Origin of the sequence: Nesterenkonia sphaerica (assembly GCF_005771565.1) — a bacterium.
In the GTDB taxonomy this organism is placed as follows: domain Bacteria; phylum Actinomycetota; class Actinomycetes; order Actinomycetales; family Micrococcaceae; genus Nesterenkonia; species Nesterenkonia sphaerica.
In genome coordinates this window covers 11567-28032 of record NZ_VAWA01000012.1, presented here as the reverse complement: position 1 = coordinate 28032, position 16466 = coordinate 11567, and the positions used below count along the sequence as shown (strand labels likewise).

The following is a 16466-nucleotide window of genomic DNA, read 5'->3' as shown; positions in this document are numbered from 1 at the left end:
TTAGTGCTGCGGGGGTGCCTGGATCTTGGGGGAGTCGCCCCGTCGGATGGCCAGGTAGCCCAAGATGATCAGACCAGCGATGAGCAGCAGCAGCCCTCCGGTGCCGATGTTCAGACCGAAGCCGTGAATCGCGAGGAAGGCTACGGAGCCGGCCGCGATGCAGTAGTACAGGGTGATCCATACGGTTTTTCGCATGACATCGCCCTCGCGGTTGAACAGGCCCACTGTTGCCGAAGCCGCCACAATATTGTGAATGGCAATTGGGTTACCGCCGGCCCCACCGACCGCCTGTGCTGCCACGACGGTCTCCGGGCTGACCCCGATAGTGTCTGCTGTCGACCACTGGAACTGGGCGAAGGTCAGATTGGCCAGCGTATTGGATCCAGCGACAAAGGCCCCCAGGGCGCCGATGAACGGCGCGAAGAACGGCCAGGTGTCACCGGCCACGTTCGCCACGCCCTGGGCCAGGACCACTGGCATGGACTCCAGGCCGGATTCATTGATGCCGGACTGGATGAGCACCCGGACCATGGGCACGGCAAACAACAGCGCGACGGCGGTGGCCGCAATCTGTTTCCCGGAGACTTTCCAGGTGGCCGCAATCTGCTTACCGCTCATCCGATAGATCAGGTAAGAGATCACCGAGACAAAGATCAGGACGAAACCGGGGGAGTAGAAGAGGTCCACATTGGCCTCGATGCCCTCGACTCCCAGGATGTCAGTGAAGGCCAGGCGGGTGAGACCCGGGGTGGTGAGGAACTCCGTGAGCGGCTCGATCAGGCGGGTCAGCACCAGCAGAGCGGCCAGGATGACGTAGGGGGACCAGGCGCGGACCTTTGTCATCTTCGGTGGCTCGTCGGTGTCCTTGACCTCGCCGGGAGCGATCCGGCCCATCCAGCGCTCCTCCCACGTGGCCCGTGGGCCGAAGTCGAAGGTCTCTTTGGGCATGAGGAAGCCCTTAGAGGAGGTGAACATCACCAGAGTGAGACCGATCAGCCCGCCGAGCAGGGAGGGGAATTCAGGGCCGAGCAGGTAGGCGACCGTCACCGAGGGGATGGTCATGGCAAGGGAGGCGTAGATGGCGAACGGCCATACCTTCAGGCCAAGTGCGAAGTTGCGCTTTTCGCCGAAGAAGCCGGTGAGCATGCAGACCAGGATCAGTGGGATCAGGATGCCGACCGTCATGTGGATCAGCGCGGTCTGGAAGCCGATGTGAGCGACGTATTCGGAGTAGCTCATGCCGAGCCCTTCGATGCGGTCTGGCACCCCGGGCAGGGTTTCGCCCAGCCCATTGCCGATGCCCACGAGGATGGGAGTGCCCACGGCGCCGAAGCTCACCGGGGTGGACTGGATGATCAGGCCCACTGCGACCGCTGCCATGGCCGGGAAGCCCAACGCCAGCAGCAGAGGCGCCACAATGGCGGCAGGAGTCCCGAAGCCCGAGGCCCCCTCGATGAAGCTGCCGAAGAGCCAGCCGATGATGATCGCTTGAATGCGGCGGTCCGGGGAAATGAAGTTGAAGCCTGCCTTGATGCGGTCCATGGCACCGGAGAGGGTGACTGTGGAGAGCAGCAGGAGGGCTCCGAAGACGATATAGAGCAGAGTGCCGGCAACGATCAAGCCTTCGATAGAGGCCGCCGCCAGTGCCGTAGGCTCCATCTCCCACACCAGCCAGGCAATCACCAGAGCGACCACGTAGCTCAGCGGCATTGCGTATTTCGCCGGCCATCGGAAACCCGCTAGGAGAATGCCCGCCAGAAGAATAGGTGCGATGGCCAAAATGCCGAGAAGCGCCAAGTTATCCACCCTGATAACGTCCTTTCAATGGGCGAGTTTTGTACCGCCGAGGTGCGCGATCACATCATCTCCATGAGTGTGACACAACCCACAAATTATTCGGTGCGGTTTTTCACATTGCGGACTCTCAGCGGCCGACTCTGCCGAAGAGGCTGGCCACCGGCGCGATGATGACCGGACGGGTCGCCAGGGCCGCACCGATGATGACGATCAGGGACAGGACGAAAAGCCAGAATCCGGTCCAGTTGGTGGCGTCCTGACCGGTGTAGATGTGATTGAGGTTCCGCAGTGCGCCGGTGGCGAAAACGAGGATGACATGCACGAGGATGAATGCCGTGAAATAGACCATCACCGGGAAATGCACCGCACGTGCCCACTCCACCGGGAATGCTTTGTTCAGGTTCGGCTTATCACTGGGCCACAGCCCGGACATTCGCACACCGGTGGTAATTGCTAGCGGGGCGGCAATAAAGATGGTGGCGAAGTACGCCAGTTCCTGAGCGCTGTTGTAATGTGCCCAGTCGCCCGCAGTGGGCCAATCCAGCGAGACATATTGCAGCGCCGCTGAGAGGGCGTTCGGGAAGACCTCCCAACTGGTGGGCACCACACGCGACCAGTACCCGGTCACCCCCAGCAGCACCACAAAGACCACACCGTTGAGCACCCACAGCAGGTCCAGCGCATTGTGGGTCCAGATGGTGAGGCTGATCCGCCGCTTCTTGTTCCACTTGGGAGTCCAATACGCTTCCGGTTTGGTCTCGCGCCGAATTTGGATGCCCGTCTTGATGATCAGCACCATGAGGAACGCATTGAAAAAGTGCGCCCAGTTCAACCACCACGGGTACCCGCCAAGCACCTCAGGCTTCTCATACTGGCCCGGGTAGCGGCTGAGAAAGCTGCTCCCAATGTCTGTGCCCACAAACAACTGCGCGGCCAGCACCAGTATCCCGGCCAGTACCACGACGCCGCCGAGACCGGCAGCTGCCCAGAGGGCAGTGCGGCGTACTCCGGAGGAAACGCCGGGTGCAGGGGGCTTACCCGGTGCATGCGACTCCCCGCGTGCAGGGCGCGCGGACGACGCTGGGGCCGCCGGTGTGCGCTGTTCGGCCCGGGGTGCTGGGGCTCCCGCTGGCACGTCGGCTGCCGCTGGTGCGGAACTGGCAGCGGGTGCGGGCTCAGAGGTGGGCCCGGAGGGGGTGCGCGGTGCTGGGCTGCTGCCCAGGCCAGTGCGCCTGCGACCCCCCGGTGGTGCCGCATCCGGGGTCTCAGCCGGGGTCTCTGCTGGGGTCCTCTGCGGTGCGGGGGCCTCTGCGGTGCGGGGAAGCCCGCCGCGGCGCCGTACCGGTGAAGGCGGGGGAGACGGCTCCGCAGGGGGTACCGGGTCGGCAGCAGGGGCCGGCTTGGCCGGTGGCTCCGGGGTCTGGTCCTGCGTTTCGGGTGCACCCGGCTGCTGTTCTGTGCGCGGCAGGCCGCGCCGGCGGTGGCCCGGATCCCTGCTCACGAATTCCTGGCCTGGAGCGTCTCAATCAGCTGCGGCACCACCTCGAAAGCGTCCCCGACGATCCCCAGGTCAGCGATGTCAAAGATGGGCGCTTCGGGATCCTTATTGATCGCCACCACAGTCTTTGCCGTTTGCATGCCAGCCAGGTGCTGGACCGCACCGGAGATCCCCAGCGCAATGTACAAATCCGGAGCCACGGTCACCCCGGTCTGACCCACCTGCAGGGAGTGCGGGGCGTAACCGGCGTCCACTGCTGCGCGGGAGGCCCCAAGACCAGCACCGAGCGCATCGGCCAATTGCTCCGCCAGGGCGAAGCCCTCTGCGGACCCCAGACCCCGGCCACCTGAGACGACCGTAGCGGCCCCGCGCAGATCGGGACGGGTCGATGCTTCCACTGACGCTTCGAAGCCGGTGATCGCTGCAGCGGGGCCGGTCAGCTCTCCGAGCTCCACTCGGTGAATCTGCGGTGTGACTGCCTGTCCCCGATGGTCCACGGCGCCCTCGCGCAGCGTGATGATCAGCGCACCATGGGTGGTGGCAGATTCGGTGGTGAAGGCAGAGCCGTAAACCGAGTGATGAGCGACAATACCCTCCTCGTCACGGTGGACTCCCACCGCATCGGAGGCAATGGGGCTGCGGGTGCGTACAGAAAGCCGGGCTGCGAGGTCTCGGCCGTCGATGTCATTGGGTACTAGCAGCGCTTCCGGCTGCGTGGTCTCCCACACAGTGCTGAACACATTCACTGCAGGTTCCGTCAGCGTGGTCCCCACCGCCTCATGCTCCGCCACATACACCGCGGCAGCACCAAGCTCGCCGGCGGCCCGTGCGGCGTCCTCAGCGGCACCAGGGCTGGTGACGATGACACCCACAGGTGTGCCCAGCTGGGCGGCAGCGCCCAGCAGTTCAGCCGCTGATCCCACCAGCTCGCCGGAGGGGAGGACGGGAAGGTAGGTCAGAATATTCTGTTCAGCCATATCTCACACCAGCTTCTTCTCAGTGAGGTATTCGGCCAGCCGCTTGCCGGCATCGCCCTCATCAGTGATCTTCTCACCTGCGGTCCGGGCCGGCGACTCGGTCACCGACAGCATGATCGAACGGGGCACATCGGCCTCCGCATCGATTCCCAGATCCGCCAAGGTGTAGGTCTCCAACGGTTTCTTCTTGGCGGCCATGATGCCTTTGAACCCGGGGAACCTGGCATCGGGCAGACGCTCGGTGACAGAAACCACCGCAGGCAGCTGAGCCTCGACAGTGACAGTTCCACCGTAGGCGGCGCGCTCTCCCGCCACCGTGGAGTCCGTGATGCTGAGCGTGTCTAGGCTGGTGGCATGGGCCGCCCCCATGCGCTCAGCGACCATAGTGGGAATCACCCCGCCGGTGCCGTCGGAGGAGACATCCCCGGCGATGACCAGATCGCAGCCGATGCGTTGCAGCACCCCGGCCAAGACCTCCGCGGTCAGTGTCATATCCGCTCCTGCCAGGGCGGAGTCGAGGACGTGATGAGCCGAGTCAGCACCCATGGCCAGTGTCTTGCGCAACGTGGCTTCCGCCGACTCCGGCCCCATGCTCACCAAGGCGACTTCCACGCCGTCGGCCGACTCCGCGTGAGAGACGGCGGCTTCTACAGCACGGCTGGTGATCTCATCGAGCACCTTGTCACTGGCTTCGCGGTCGGCCAGTCCGGTGGTGAGGTTCAGCCGCCGCTCACCGTAGCTGTCGGGGACTTCCTTGACCAGTACAGCAATCTTCATCCCGCATCTCCTACTGGTGCGGCGCCCAGCGCCTCAAGGACGGCAGCGGCGACCTTGGCGTCCTCCGCAGGAGGTCCGCCGGCCACACCCAGGCCACCGACCAGGACCCCGTCAAACACCAGCGGCACGCCGCCGGGGATCCGGGTCAGCAGCCCACCGGTGCCGTTCTCCATGGCGGTGGCCAGTTCGGCCGGAACCGCGGCGGAGGACTTGCGCGTGGAGGCCGCAGTCTGGGCCTTGCGCCGGGAGGTCTCTACACTGTGCGGGGTCATTCCATCAGCCCGCCCGTAGGCCACCAGTCCCAGGGCCGGGTCCACCACGGTGGCGCAGAGCTTCAAGCCTTGCTCGGCCCCGATGTCAAGGGTGTGGCGCACCGCCTCTGCGGCGGTGGCGTACGTGATGGTGGGGATCGTCGTATAGACAGACATGTTCTCTCCTTCAGGACTTCAGCGCCGCAGGGTCAAGGACTGCGCCGGGATTCAGCACGTTCTGGGGATCCAGTGCCATTTTGATGCGGTGATTGAGGTCCAGCGCATCCTCCCCGATATAGCCTGCCAGCCACGGGCGTTTGAGGCGACCGACGCCATGTTCGCCGGTGATCGTGCCGCCGAGCTCCACCGCGAGGTCCATCACCTCGCCGTAGGCTGTGTGCGCCCGTTCCTTCTGGTCCAGATCGGTGGGATCGAAGACCAGCAAGGGGTGGGTGTTGCCGTCGCCTGCGTGGGCGATCACCGCGATGACGATCTCGCGGCGTTGGGCGATCTGCTCAATGCCGCTGACCAAGTCGCCCAACTTAGGAAGTGGAACCCCGACATCCTCCAGCAGGAGGGCACCTTTCTGCTCCACAGCCGGAATCGCCATCCGGCGGGCAACGACGAATGCTTCGCCCTCATCCGCATCGGTGGTGGAGAAGACTTCGTCAGCACCGTGCTCCTGGCAGAGCGTCTCGATATTGGCGATCTCCTGGGCTGCGAACTCGGCAGGCTCATCGGATTGGACCACCAGCATGGCCGCAGCCTCCCGGTCCAGTCCCATGCGGGTGGCGTCCTCCACTGCGTTGATGGTGGGACGGTCCATGAACTCCAACATGGAAGGCCGCATAGAGGAAGAGATCGCCAGGATCGCCTCGGTGGAGGCCTCGAGTGACTTGAAGGTGGAGACCAGAGTGGTCGGCGGCCGTTGAGCGGGAATCAGCCGCAGGGTGATCTCTGTGATGACGCCCAGTGTGCCCTCGGAGCCGATGAACAATTTGGTCAGGTCCAGCCCCGCGACATCCTTCAGGCGTGGTCCCCCCAATTCCACTGCACGCCCATCGGCCAGTACCACCTTCAGGCCCAGGACGTAGTCGGTGGTCACCCCGTACTTCACACAGCACAGACCACCGGCATTGGTGGCGATGTTGCCTCCGATGGAGCAGAACTCATAGGAGGAGGGGTCCGGCGGGTACCAGAGCCCGTGCTCCGCAGCAGCGGCCTTCACCTCGGCATTGAAGGCGCCGGGCTGCACCACCGCTGTCCGGGTCAGCGGATCCACGGTGATCTCCCGCATCCGTTCCATGGACAGCACGATTCCGCCTTCGACCGCGGTGGAGCCGCCGGAGAGGCCAGACCCGGCACCGCGGGGCACCACGGCGATGCCGCGCTCGGCGGCATAGCGCACTACGGTCTGCACATCCTCGGTGGACTCAGCGCGCACCACGGCCAGCGGTGTCCCGGCGTCGGGGTCATTGGCACGGTCCCAGCGGTAGTTCTCCATAGTGGCCGGCTCAGTGATCACCCGGCCTTCAGGGAGTGCAGCAACTAACTCTTCACACGACATGACGGAGACTCCTCGCTAAGGGTTGTGGCGGCAGCGGCGTGGCCCGTGACCGGGTCGCTGGTGCGGTGTTAGGAAAGGTACCACCGTGCTGTGGGTCACAACGTCACCGAGTCTGCATACCGGACTTCATGGGCATAAACTGTCCGAGGATCTTTTCACCCCGGAGTCTGACGGAACCACGGAGCACCATGGCCCAAGAGCACGCCCCCGCACCTCACCCCCTGGACGAAACCGCTGTCGAGCAGTGCGTCACCGATGCCATCGCCGCCTTCGACGCCGCGGCATCGATCGAGGAGCTCAAAGCGGCGCGGCTGGCGCACACCGGCGACAAATCTCCGATGGTGCTGGCCAACCGTGGCATCAAGGATCTGGACAAGGACCAGAAGAAGCAGGCGGGCAAACTTCTCGGCGCAGCCCGCGGCCGGATTCAGCAGGCGCTCGCTGCTCGCACTGAGGTGCTGGAGGCCGAGCATGCCGCCAGAATGCTGATCGAAGAGACAGTGGATGTCACCACCGCCCCGCGGCGTCGTCCGCTGGGCTCGCGTCACCCGATCACCCGGCTGCAGGAGAAAGTGGCCGACGTCTTCACCGCCATGGGGTGGGAGATCGCCGAAGGCCCGGAGCTGGAGTCGGAGTGGTTCAACTTCGACGCGCTGAACTTCGCCCCCGATCACCCGGCCCGGGAGATGCAGGACACGTTCTTTGTGGAGCCTGCCGAGGCCCACTTGGTGCTGCGCACGCACACCTCACCGGTGCAGATCCGTGCGCTGCTGGAGCGGCCACTGCCGGTGTACGTCCTGGCGCCCGGCAAGGTCTTCCGGACCGACGAATTGGACGCCACCCACCTTCCGGCCTTCCACCAGTTTGAGGGGTTGGCAGTGGACAAGGGTCTGACCATGGCTGACCTGAAGGGCACCTTGGAGCACTTTGCCCGGCAGATGTTCGGTCCGGAGGCCGCCATCCGGCTGCGCCCCAGCTACTTCCCGTTCACCGAGCCCTCCGCGGAAATGGACGTTTGGCATCCGGGGGCTAAAGGTGGTCCGCAGTGGATCGAATGGGGTGGATGCGGCATGGTGAACCCCAACGTGCTCGCCGCCGCGGGGATCAAAGACCCGGACTACACCGGCTTCGCTTTCGGCATGGGAGTCGAGCGGACCCTGATGTTCCGCAACGCGGTACCGGATATGCGGGACATGATCGAGGGCGATATTCGCTTCAGCGCCCAATTCGGAATGGAGGTCTGAGCGGCATGCGTGTGCCCCTGTCTTGGATTCGTGAGTACACCCAGTTCCCCGCCGAGGCCACCGCAGAGGACCTCATGGCTGATCTGGTCCGCGTTGGGCTGGAGGAGGAAGAGGTCCACACCGGGGACCTGGCCGGGCCGATCGTGGTCGGTGAGGTGCTGGAGAAGCACCCGGAGCCGCAGAGCAACGGCAAGACCATTAACTGGTGTCAGGTGCGGGTGGTGCCTGAGGGCCAGCCGCAGACCCTGACCGGGGAGGGCATCGACCCCTCCGGAGTCCAGGGTGTGGTGTGCGGAGCTCATAACTTCGAGGTCGGGGACAAGGTAGTGGTGACCCTGCCGGGCTCCGTGCTGCCCGGGGGGTTCCACATCGCAGCGCGCAAGACCTACGGTCACGTCTCGGCGGGCATGATCGCCTCGGTGAAAGAGCTGGGCATGGGCGAGGACCACGCCGGCATCCTGGTGCTGAGCACCCTCGGGCTTGATCCAGAACCCGGCACAGACGCCCTGGAACTTCTGGGATTGAACGATTCGGCCGCCGAGATCAATGTGACACCGGACCGCGGTTACGCCTTCTCCATCCGAGGGGTCGCCCGGGAGTACAGCCACGCCACCGGCACCAGCTTCACCGACCCGGCCCACGGGGTCACCCTGCCGGAGAGCCCCCGGCCGGGCCGCACCATCACCCTCAACGACGAGGCCCCCATCTACGGCACCCCGGGATGCGACCACTTCGTCGCTCGGACGGTCACCGGGGTGGACGCCGCTGCCCCCACCCCGCCATGGATGGCTGCCCGACTGCGACTGGCCGGCCTGCGGCCCATCAGCATCGCGGTGGACATCTCCAACTACGTGATGTGGGAGCTCGGTCAGCCCCTGCACTTCTACGACGCCGAGAAGCTCAGCGGAGCGATTCAGGTCCGCCGGGCAGCCCCCGGGGAGACGCTGACCACCTTGGACGACAAGCAGCGCACCCTGGACCCCGAAGACCTGCTGATCACCGACGACAGCGGCGCGGTCGGTCTGGCGGGGGTCATGGGCGGCGCCAGCACGGAGGTGACCGAGGCGACCACCACAGTGCTGATTGAGGCCGCGCACTTTGACCCCATCACGGTCAGTCGCACCCGACGGCGGCACAAGCTGCCTTCCGAGGCTGCCAAGCGCAACGAGCGCGGGGTCGACCCGCTGCTGCCGGCGATTGCGGCTCAGCGGGCGGTGGATCTGCTCACCCAGTTGGCCGGCGGCACCGACACCGGGGAGCTGACCCAGGTCGGCGAGCCCCTGACCCCGGCCCCGATCTCGCTGGACCCGACCCTGCCGGAGCGGATCGTCGGTGTGCCGTTCGGGCTCCCGCAGGTCACCGAGGCGCTGACCGCAGTGGGCTGCTCCATCCAGGGGCAGGAGACCGGCATGCTGGAGGTGACCCCACCCAGCTGGCGGCCAGACCTCACCATCCCGGAGTCCCTGGTGGAGGAGATCGCGCGGCTGGTCGGCTTCGACACCATTCCCTCCCGACTGCCCATGGCACCTGCCGGACGCGGACTGACCGAGGCCCAGCAGCGGCGTCGCACGGTCTTCACCGGGCTTGCTGCTGCAGGCTACACCGAGGTGCTGACCTATCCGTTCTACTCGGCGGAGGCCAACCAGCTCTTCGGCCGCGCCACCCAGGAGCAGGCGCTGCCGATGGTGAGGCTGGCCAATCCCATCGCCAGTCAGTACCCCACGCTGCGCACCACACTGCTGCCCGGCATCCTTGATTCCTTGCGCCGCAACGTCTCCCGCGGCTTCACCGACGTCGCGCTGTTCGAGTCCGGCTCGGTGTTCCTGCCGGGGGAGAGCATGGGCAGCCCGGAGATCCCGGGCCTCGGCTACTACCCCGGTGATGACACGGTGGCCGAGCTGCAGGCCGGGATTCCCCACCAGCCGCACCACTTGGCGGTGGCGGTGGCCGGCCATGAGCCCGGTGACGCCGTCGGACAGCCCGGCCGGGCACGCGACTGGGCCGATGCGGTGGAGGCCGCGCGGAAGGTCGCACAGCTGCTGGGGCTGGAGGTCGAGATCCGCCAGGGCGCTCACCAGGCGTTCCACCCGGGACGGACGGCGCAGCTGCTGTTCGATGGGGCGCTGATCGGTTACGCCGGGGAACTGCACCCGAAGGTGGTTCAGGACTACGACCTGCCCGCCCGCACCAGTGTCATGGAGCTCAACGTCGGCAGTCTGATCGCTGCTGCGGTTGGCCAGACGAGTGCGGCGCCGATCTCCACGTTCCCGCCCACCACCCAGGATGTGGCCCTGGTGGTGGAGGAGGACGTCACCGCGGAGCAGCTGCGGCAGACCGTGGTTGAAGGCGCAGGTCAGCTGCTGGAACACGCCGAGCTGTTCGACGTCTACTCCGGCAATGGCATCGAAGCGGGCAAAAAGTCCCTGGCGTTTGCCCTGCGGTTCCGTGCTCCGGACCGGACGCTGACCGCGGAGGAAGCCTCCGCAGCCCGCGCCGGCGCGGTGGACCTCGCCGCTGCACGGCACGGCGCCCAGCAGCGGTAGCCCCGCGGCAGGCCCGGCGGCGGGCGCGGGTCAGCTGCCCAGCGCCTAGCGCACGTGGAACAGGGCCAGCTCCCAGGCCCCAGCTCCCAGGCCCCAGCGCCTAGGGGACCAGCAGAAGTTTGCCGGTGGTCCGGCGTCCTTCGAGGTCGTCGTGGGCGCGGCCTGCCTCCGCCAGGGGATAGGTGCCGCCGATCTCAAGCTTGAGGTCGCCTGAGGTCAGAGCGCCGAACAGCTCGGTGAACCGCCAGGTGCGCTCCTCAGCGTTGCGCAGGTACCACGGCACCGACGGCCGGGTGATGTAGAGACCACCGCGCTTGTTCAGATCCTGCAGGTCATAGGGCGGGACCTGACCGGAGGCTCCGCCGAAGAGCACCATAGTCCCGCGAACCGCCAGGGAGTCCAGCGACCCGACGAACGTGTCCTTCCCGACGCCGTCGTAGACCACCGGCACGCCCTCACCATTGGTGATCTCACGGACTTTCTCAGCGAATCCCTCGTACCCGAGCACATAGTCTGCGCCTGCGGCTTCGGCGATCTTGGCCTTCTCCGGGGTGGAGGTGGTGGTGATCACCCGGGCCCCGCGCGCCTTCAGCAGCTGGGTGAGGATCTGGCCGACGCCGCCGGCACCGGCGTGGGTCAGCACGGTCTCACCGGGGGAGACGCGGTACGTGGAGTTGATCAGGTAGTGCGCGGTCACGCCCTGCAATGGCAAAGCCGCCGCCTGCTCGTCGGAGACTTCGTCCGGCACATGCACCGCTTTGACGGCATCGACCAGAAAGTGAGTGGAGTATGTCCCGGTACCCTCAGCGGTGGCGATCCGCTGTCCGGGGCTGAAGCCCTCCACCTGGTCGCCCACCGCCACGATCTCGCCTGCGGCCTCCGCACCCGGGACAAAGGGGTACTGCACCGGGTAGACCCCGGAGCGCTGGTAGGTCTCGATGAAGTTCACCCCGGCTGCGGCAGTCTTCACCAACAGTTGCCCGGGGCCGGGGGCCGGAGCCTGTACCTCCACGGTTTCCAGCACATCGGTACCGCCGGCTTCACGGGCGCGCGTCACCAGCGCGGCATCTGGGAGGTCTTCTTCGAACATTGTCGGCTCACTCATTCTTCGCTCGCTTCCGTCATATGACATGTGGGCTGAGCCAGAGAGCCAGCCCACTCACCCCACGAGGGTACCGGAGCACTGGTCTCCAGCGGAACGCGCAGTCGAATTGCATAAATATTGGAATGTATGCATAAAACCACATAGTATGAGGTCTATGAGTCTTACAGCTGCTGTGTCAGGCGCCTCCGGATATGCCGGCGGAGAGGTCCTGCGTCTGCTCGCCAACCACCCAGAGGTCGAGATCGGCGCGGTCACCGCCCACTCCAGCGCCGGTGGTCGGCTGGGGGAGCTGCAGCCGCATCTGCATCCGCTGGCTGAGCGAGTGCTCACCGAGACCACTGCGGAGAACCTGGCTGGGCATGATGTGGTGTTCCTCGCGCTGCCGCACGGGGCCTCGGGGGAACTGGCCACACAGCTGGGTGAGGAGGTGCTGATCATCGACGCCGCCGCCGACCACCGATTGGAATCCGCATCCGACTGGGAGAGCTTCTACGGCTCCGCCCACCAGGGGACCTGGCCCTATGGACTGCCCGAGCTGCCCGGTCAGCGGGACCAGCTCATTGGGGCCCGGCGCATTGCGGTCCCTGGCTGCTACCCCACCACCGTCCTGCTGGGCCTGGCGCCAGCGTTCGCTGCCGGGACGGTGGAGCCCGACGACGTCGTCGTGGTGGCAGCCACTGGCACCTCAGGGGCGGGAAAGTCTCTGAAGCCGCATCTGCTGGGCAGCGAAGTCATGGGCGGAATGAGCCCCTACGGAGTCGGCGGAGTCCATCGGCACACCCCCGAGATCGAACAGGGTTTGACCCGGGTGGCGGGCCAGCCGGTGCAGGTCTCCTTCACCCCCACCCTGGCGCCGATGGCCCGAGGGATTCTGGCCACCTGCACTGCGCGGATCGGCCCCGGCGTCACCGCCAGCCAGCTGCGCGAGGCTTACGCTGCCCACTACGCTGCCGAACCCTTTGTGCACCTGCTGCCGGAGGGCCAATGGCCGGCGACCAAACAGGTCCTGGGCACGAATCACGTGACCCTGCAGCTGGCCGTGGACAATCGGGCCGGCCGAGTGATCGTGGTCGCCGCCTCGGACAACCTCACCAAGGGCACCGCCGGCGGCGCAGTGCAATCGATGAATCTTGCCCTCGGGCTGCCGGAAACCACCGGCCTGACCATGATCGGAGCAGCACCATGAGTGTCACCGCACCCCACGGATTCTCCGCCGCGGGGGTCACCGCAGGTCTGAAGAGCAGTGGCCGCGACGTCGCCGTGCTGGTCAACCACGGACCCACCAAACATGCCGCGGCCGTGTTCACCACCAACAGCTTCGCCGCAGCACCGGTGCTGTGGTCCCGCCAGGTGCTCAGCGACGCACGCACCGACGCTGTCGTTCTGAACTCCGGCGGCGCCAACGCCTGCACCGGCCCGGAAGGTTTCCAGGACACCCACGCCACCGCCGAGCGGCTTGCCGAGCAGCTCAGCACCACCGGGGCGGACGTCTCAGCCACCGACGTCGTGGTCTGCTCCACCGGTCTGATCGGCGAGCGGCTGAATATGGAAGCTCTGCTGCCCGGAGTGGATCAGGCCGTGGCAGAACTGTCGCCCACAGCAGCCGGCGGAATCGCCGCAGCCGAGGCCATCATGACCACCGACTCGCACCACAAAGTGGCGGAGGTCCGCCGCGAACACTTCACCGTCGGCGGTATGGCCAAAGGCGCCGGCATGCTGGCCCCAGGGATGGCGACCATGCTGGCCGTGCTCACCACCGATGCGGTCATCTCCCCGGCCGAGCTCGACGCCGCGCTGCGCAAGGCCGTCCGGGTCACTTTCAACCGAGCCGACTCTGACGGGTGCATGTCCACCAACGACACTGTGCTCGCTATGGCCTCCGGAGCCCACCCGCAGGCTGACCACGCCGGGGTGGACCTCACCGAATTCGAGAATGCGCTCACTGGTGTCTGCGCCGACCTGACCCGCCAACTGATCAATGACGCCGAAGGTGCCGCCCACACCATCGAGGTGCGCACGGTGGGCGCACCCAGCGAAGCCGACGCCGAGACCGTCTCCCGGGCCGTAGCACGGTCAAACCTGTTCAAGACCGCCATCTTCGGGCAGGACCCCAACTGGGGCCGGATCCTCTCGGCCGTGGGCACCACAGAGGTGGCCTTCGACCCCGGTGCCGTCAACGTCGCCGTCAACGGGGTGTGGATCTGCCGGGGCGGAGGCATCGGCGAAGACCGGTCACTGGTGGATCTGACCGAGCGTGGAGTGCACGTGCTGATCGACCTCGGCGCCGGTGACGCAGAGGCAACCATCCTCACCAATGACCTCACCCATGACTACGTCCACGAGAACAGCGCCTACTCCACATGACTGAGAACCCCACCGTGCTTCCACGCGACGAATCCACCCTCCTGGCTGCCGCAGAGAAGGCAGAGGTGCTGATTGAAGCGCTGCCTTGGATACAGAAGTTCGCCGGCTCCACCATCGTCATCAAGTACGGCGGCAACGCGATGGTCAACGACCAGCTCCGCCGGGCCTTCGCCGAGGACGTGGTGTTCCTCCGGCATGTGGGAGTCAACCCCGTGGTGGTCCACGGCGGCGGACCGCAGATCAACGCCATGCTGGACGCCCTCGGCATTGCCTCCGAATTCCGCGGCGGGCACCGAGTGACCACCCGCGCGGCCATGGACGTGGTGCGGATGGTGCTCACCGGTCAGGTCTCCCGGGAGCTGATCGGCCTGATCAACTCGCACGGACCCTACGCGGTGGGGCTCTCCGGGGAGGACGCCGCCCTGCTCCAGGCTCGCCGAAAGACGGTGGAGGTCCGGGGGGTCGCCACTGACCTGGGGCTGGTCGGCGAGGTCACCGGGGTCAACCCCGCAGCAGTGCAGGACCTCCTGGGCGCTGGGCGCATTCCGGTGATCTCCACCATCGCCCCGGAGTTCGACGCCGCCGGCAATCCCACCGGAGAAGTGCTCAATATCAACGCCGATGCCGCTGCCGGCGCGGTGGCCTCCGCCCTTGGGGCCTCCAAGCTGGTGATGCTCACCGACGTCGAGGGCCTCTACGCCGACTGGCCGGACAAGTCCTCGCTGATCTCCTCCCTCACCGCCGCAGACTTGCGCCGGATGCTGCCCACGCTGGAGTCGGGGATGATCCCGAAGATGACCGCAGCCCTGGATGCGGTCGAGGCCGGTGTGCCGCGAGCACATATTGTCGACGGTCGGCAGCCTCACTCCATGCTGCTGGAGATTGTCACCTCCGCCGGCGTCGGAACCCAGGTCGTGCCGGAGGAGGACACCGCATGAGCACCCGCGACGACGCCCCGGCGACCTCCGCAGAGATCGCCGAGCAGCTGCCCGCAGACACCGGAGCGGCCGAGCTGCTGGAGAGGTACCAGCGCTCGCTGACCGGGGTCTTCGGCACGCCGCAAGCTGTGCTGGTCCGCGGTTCCGGCGCCCGCGTCTGGGACGCCGCCGGAGGCGAGTACCTGGACCTGCTCGGCGGTATTGCGGTCAACGCACTGGGTCACGCGCATCCGGCGGTCTGTTCAGTGGTCAGCCAGCAGTACGCCACCCTGGGCCACATCTCCAACCTCTTCACCTCACCGACGCAGATTGCCCTGGCAGAGAAGCTGCTCAGTCTGGCGCAGGCCCCACCGGGGTCCAGCGTCTTCTTCGCCAACTCCGGTTCGGAAGCGAACGAAGCGGCGCTCAAAGCAGTGCTGCGCCACCGTCACTCCACCGCGAAGCCGCGCATCCTTGCCCTGGAGGGCAGCTTTCACGGACGCACCACCGGCGCACTGTCCCTGACCCATAAGCCGGCCTACCGGGAGCCGTTCGGAGAACTGGTCAGCGGGGTGGAGTTCCTGCCGTTCAATGACCTGGGCGCGCTGGAGACGGCCTTTGCCCAGGACGACGTCGCCGGCGTCTTCCTGGAGCCCATCCAAGGTGAAGCCGGAGTGCTGCCGCTGGATGAGGCCTATCTGACTCGGGCCCGTGAGCTCACCCGCCGCAGCGGAGCGCTGCTGGTGCTCGATGAGGTGCAGACCGGAGTGGGCCGCACCGGAGAGTGGTTCCGCTTCCAGACGGTGGACGGCGTCGTCCCTGACCTGATGACCCTGGCCAAAGGCCTGGGCTCCGGCTTCCCGATCGGCGCACTGATCTGCTTCGGTGAGCAGGCCGGCGGGCTGCTGCAGGCCGGCCAGCACGGGACCACCTTCGGCGGAAACCCGCCGGCGACCGCGGCCGCGCTGGCCACCCTGCAGGTCATCGAATCGGAGAGCCTGCTGGTGCATGCACGTCAGCTCGGGGCGCATATGGCCGCAGCGCTGCGTGCCCTGCCCCAGGTTGCTCAGGTGCGTCAATTCGGGCTCCACATCGGAGCGGATCTGGAGCCGGTGCACGGGGTGGAGGCCCCGGCCAAGGAGGTGGTGCAGCGTGCCCTGGACCGGGGGCTGATCATCAACGCCACCGGGCCCACCACTCTGCGGCTGGCCCCGCCGCTGAACCTCACCCAGGAGGAGGCGGACCAGGCACTGGCCCGGCTGGAGTCGGCGCTGCGCAGCGCCACGGCCGACTGGCCTCAGCCGCCCGGTGCCACCAGCTCCCCCGGCTCCACCGGCGAGTGGCCGAATATGCCGCCCCACAGCGCAGATTCTGCCCCATGAAGCGGCATACGAGGCCACTGAAGCTGCGCGAGACCCTGCACCAG

General features: G+C 66.5%; 13 protein-coding genes. 6 read left to right on the top strand and 7 right to left on the bottom strand.

All coding sequences use genetic code 11. The features are described from left to right. The 6 genes from FEF27_RS09535 to FEF27_RS09510 all read right to left on the bottom strand — a co-directional run bounded on the left by FEF27_RS09535 (position 1) and on the right by FEF27_RS09510 (position 6867). Positions 1-1806 carry an L-lactate permease gene (locus FEF27_RS09535; RefSeq protein ID WP_138170631.1) on the bottom strand — a complete coding sequence of 602 codons (1806 nt, stop codon included), beginning with the start codon at positions 1804-1806 and terminating at the stop codon, positions 1-3. Between the two features lie 118 nt (positions 1807-1924). Then, on the bottom strand, positions 1925-3298 hold the full coding sequence (locus FEF27_RS09530) for a cytochrome b/b6 domain-containing protein (RefSeq protein WP_208009778.1): 1374 nt from the start codon (positions 3296-3298) through the stop codon (positions 1925-1927). Then, entirely contained in the window at positions 3295-4272 is a 978-nt protein-coding gene (locus FEF27_RS09525; RefSeq protein WP_138170630.1) for an electron transfer flavoprotein subunit alpha/FixB family protein, read from the bottom strand. The genes FEF27_RS09530 and FEF27_RS09525 overlap by 4 nt, the downstream gene beginning before the upstream one ends. 3 nt (positions 4273-4275) lie before the next feature. Then, complete coding sequence (locus tag FEF27_RS09520; protein WP_138170629.1) at positions 4276-5049, bottom strand: electron transfer flavoprotein subunit beta/FixA family protein; 774 nt, start codon at positions 5047-5049, stop codon at positions 4276-4278. Further along, positions 5046-5477, bottom strand: coding sequence for a GlcG/HbpS family heme-binding protein (locus tag FEF27_RS09515; protein WP_138170628.1), 432 nt, complete (start codon positions 5475-5477; stop codon positions 5046-5048). The genes FEF27_RS09520 and FEF27_RS09515 overlap by 4 nt, the downstream gene beginning before the upstream one ends. 10 nt (positions 5478-5487) lie before the next feature. Beyond that, on the bottom strand, positions 5488-6867 hold the full coding sequence (locus tag FEF27_RS09510) for an FAD-binding oxidoreductase (protein ID WP_138170627.1): 1380 nt from the start codon (positions 6865-6867) through the stop codon (positions 5488-5490). A 188-nt stretch (positions 6868-7055) separates the two neighbouring features. Between FEF27_RS09510 and pheS the strand changes: the two genes are divergently transcribed. Beyond that, positions 7056-8111, top strand: coding sequence for a phenylalanine--tRNA ligase subunit alpha (pheS, locus tag FEF27_RS09505; RefSeq protein WP_138170626.1), 1056 nt, complete (start codon positions 7056-7058; stop codon positions 8109-8111). A gap of 5 nt (positions 8112-8116) precedes the next feature. Beyond that, on the top strand, positions 8117-10654 hold the full coding sequence (gene pheT, locus FEF27_RS09500) for a phenylalanine--tRNA ligase subunit beta (RefSeq protein ID WP_138170625.1): 2538 nt from the start codon (positions 8117-8119) through the stop codon (positions 10652-10654). Positions 10655-10754: 100 nt separating this feature from the next. On the opposite strand, the gene FEF27_RS09495 is transcribed toward pheT, so the two are convergent. Further along, positions 10755-11759 carry a quinone oxidoreductase family protein gene (locus FEF27_RS09495; protein WP_138170624.1) on the bottom strand — a complete coding sequence of 335 codons (1005 nt, stop codon included), beginning with the start codon at positions 11757-11759 and terminating at the stop codon, positions 10755-10757. A 154-nt stretch (positions 11760-11913) separates the two neighbouring features. Between FEF27_RS09495 and argC the strand changes: the two genes are divergently transcribed. Genes argC through FEF27_RS09475 form a run of 4 tightly spaced genes read left to right on the top strand, consistent with a single transcriptional unit; the run spans position 11914 to position 16422 of the window. Beyond that, positions 11914-12945, top strand: coding sequence for an N-acetyl-gamma-glutamyl-phosphate reductase (argC, locus tag FEF27_RS09490; RefSeq protein ID WP_138170623.1), 1032 nt, complete (start codon positions 11914-11916; stop codon positions 12943-12945). Beyond that, positions 12942-14123 carry a bifunctional glutamate N-acetyltransferase/amino-acid acetyltransferase ArgJ gene (argJ, locus tag FEF27_RS09485; RefSeq protein WP_138170622.1) on the top strand — a complete coding sequence of 394 codons (1182 nt, stop codon included), beginning with the start codon at positions 12942-12944 and terminating at the stop codon, positions 14121-14123. Before argC ends, argJ begins: the two co-directional genes overlap by 4 nt. Next, complete coding sequence (gene argB / locus FEF27_RS09480) at positions 14120-15061, top strand: acetylglutamate kinase (RefSeq protein ID WP_138170621.1); 942 nt, start codon at positions 14120-14122, stop codon at positions 15059-15061. Before argJ ends, argB begins: the two co-directional genes overlap by 4 nt. Further along, on the top strand, positions 15058-16422 hold the full coding sequence (locus FEF27_RS09475; protein ID WP_138170620.1) for an acetylornithine transaminase: 1365 nt from the start codon (positions 15058-15060) through the stop codon (positions 16420-16422). Before argB ends, FEF27_RS09475 begins: the two co-directional genes overlap by 4 nt. Positions 16423-16466: the final 44 nt, after the last annotated feature.

Excerpts from the sequence above, each read along its gene's own strand:
- FEF27_RS09525 (WP_138170630.1), bottom strand. The coding sequence starts at position 4,272 with ATGGCTGAACAGAATATTCTGACCTACCTTCCCGTCCTCCCCTCCGGC.
- FEF27_RS09510 (WP_138170627.1), bottom strand. The coding sequence starts at position 6,867 with ATGTCGTGTGAAGAGTTAGTTGCTGCACTCCCTGAAGGCCGGGTGATC.
- FEF27_RS09520 (WP_138170629.1), bottom strand. The coding sequence starts at position 5,049 with ATGAAGATTGCTGTACTGGTCAAGGAAGTCCCCGACAGCTACGGTGAG.
- FEF27_RS09495 (WP_138170624.1), bottom strand. The coding sequence starts at position 11,759 with ATGAGTGAGCCGACAATGTTCGAAGAAGACCTCCCAGATGCCGCGCTG.
- pheT (WP_138170625.1), top strand. The coding sequence starts at position 8,117 with ATGCGTGTGCCCCTGTCTTGGATTCGTGAGTACACCCAGTTCCCCGCC.
- argB (WP_138170621.1), top strand. The coding sequence starts at position 14,120 with ATGACTGAGAACCCCACCGTGCTTCCACGCGACGAATCCACCCTCCTG.
- FEF27_RS09475 (WP_138170620.1), top strand. The coding sequence starts at position 15,058 with ATGAGCACCCGCGACGACGCCCCGGCGACCTCCGCAGAGATCGCCGAG.
- argJ (WP_138170622.1), top strand. The coding sequence starts at position 12,942 with ATGAGTGTCACCGCACCCCACGGATTCTCCGCCGCGGGGGTCACCGCA.
- pheS (WP_138170626.1), top strand. The coding sequence starts at position 7,056 with ATGGCCCAAGAGCACGCCCCCGCACCTCACCCCCTGGACGAAACCGCT.
- FEF27_RS09515 (WP_138170628.1), bottom strand. The coding sequence starts at position 5,477 with ATGTCTGTCTATACGACGATCCCCACCATCACGTACGCCACCGCCGCA.
- argC (WP_138170623.1), top strand. The coding sequence starts at position 11,914 with ATGAGTCTTACAGCTGCTGTGTCAGGCGCCTCCGGATATGCCGGCGGA.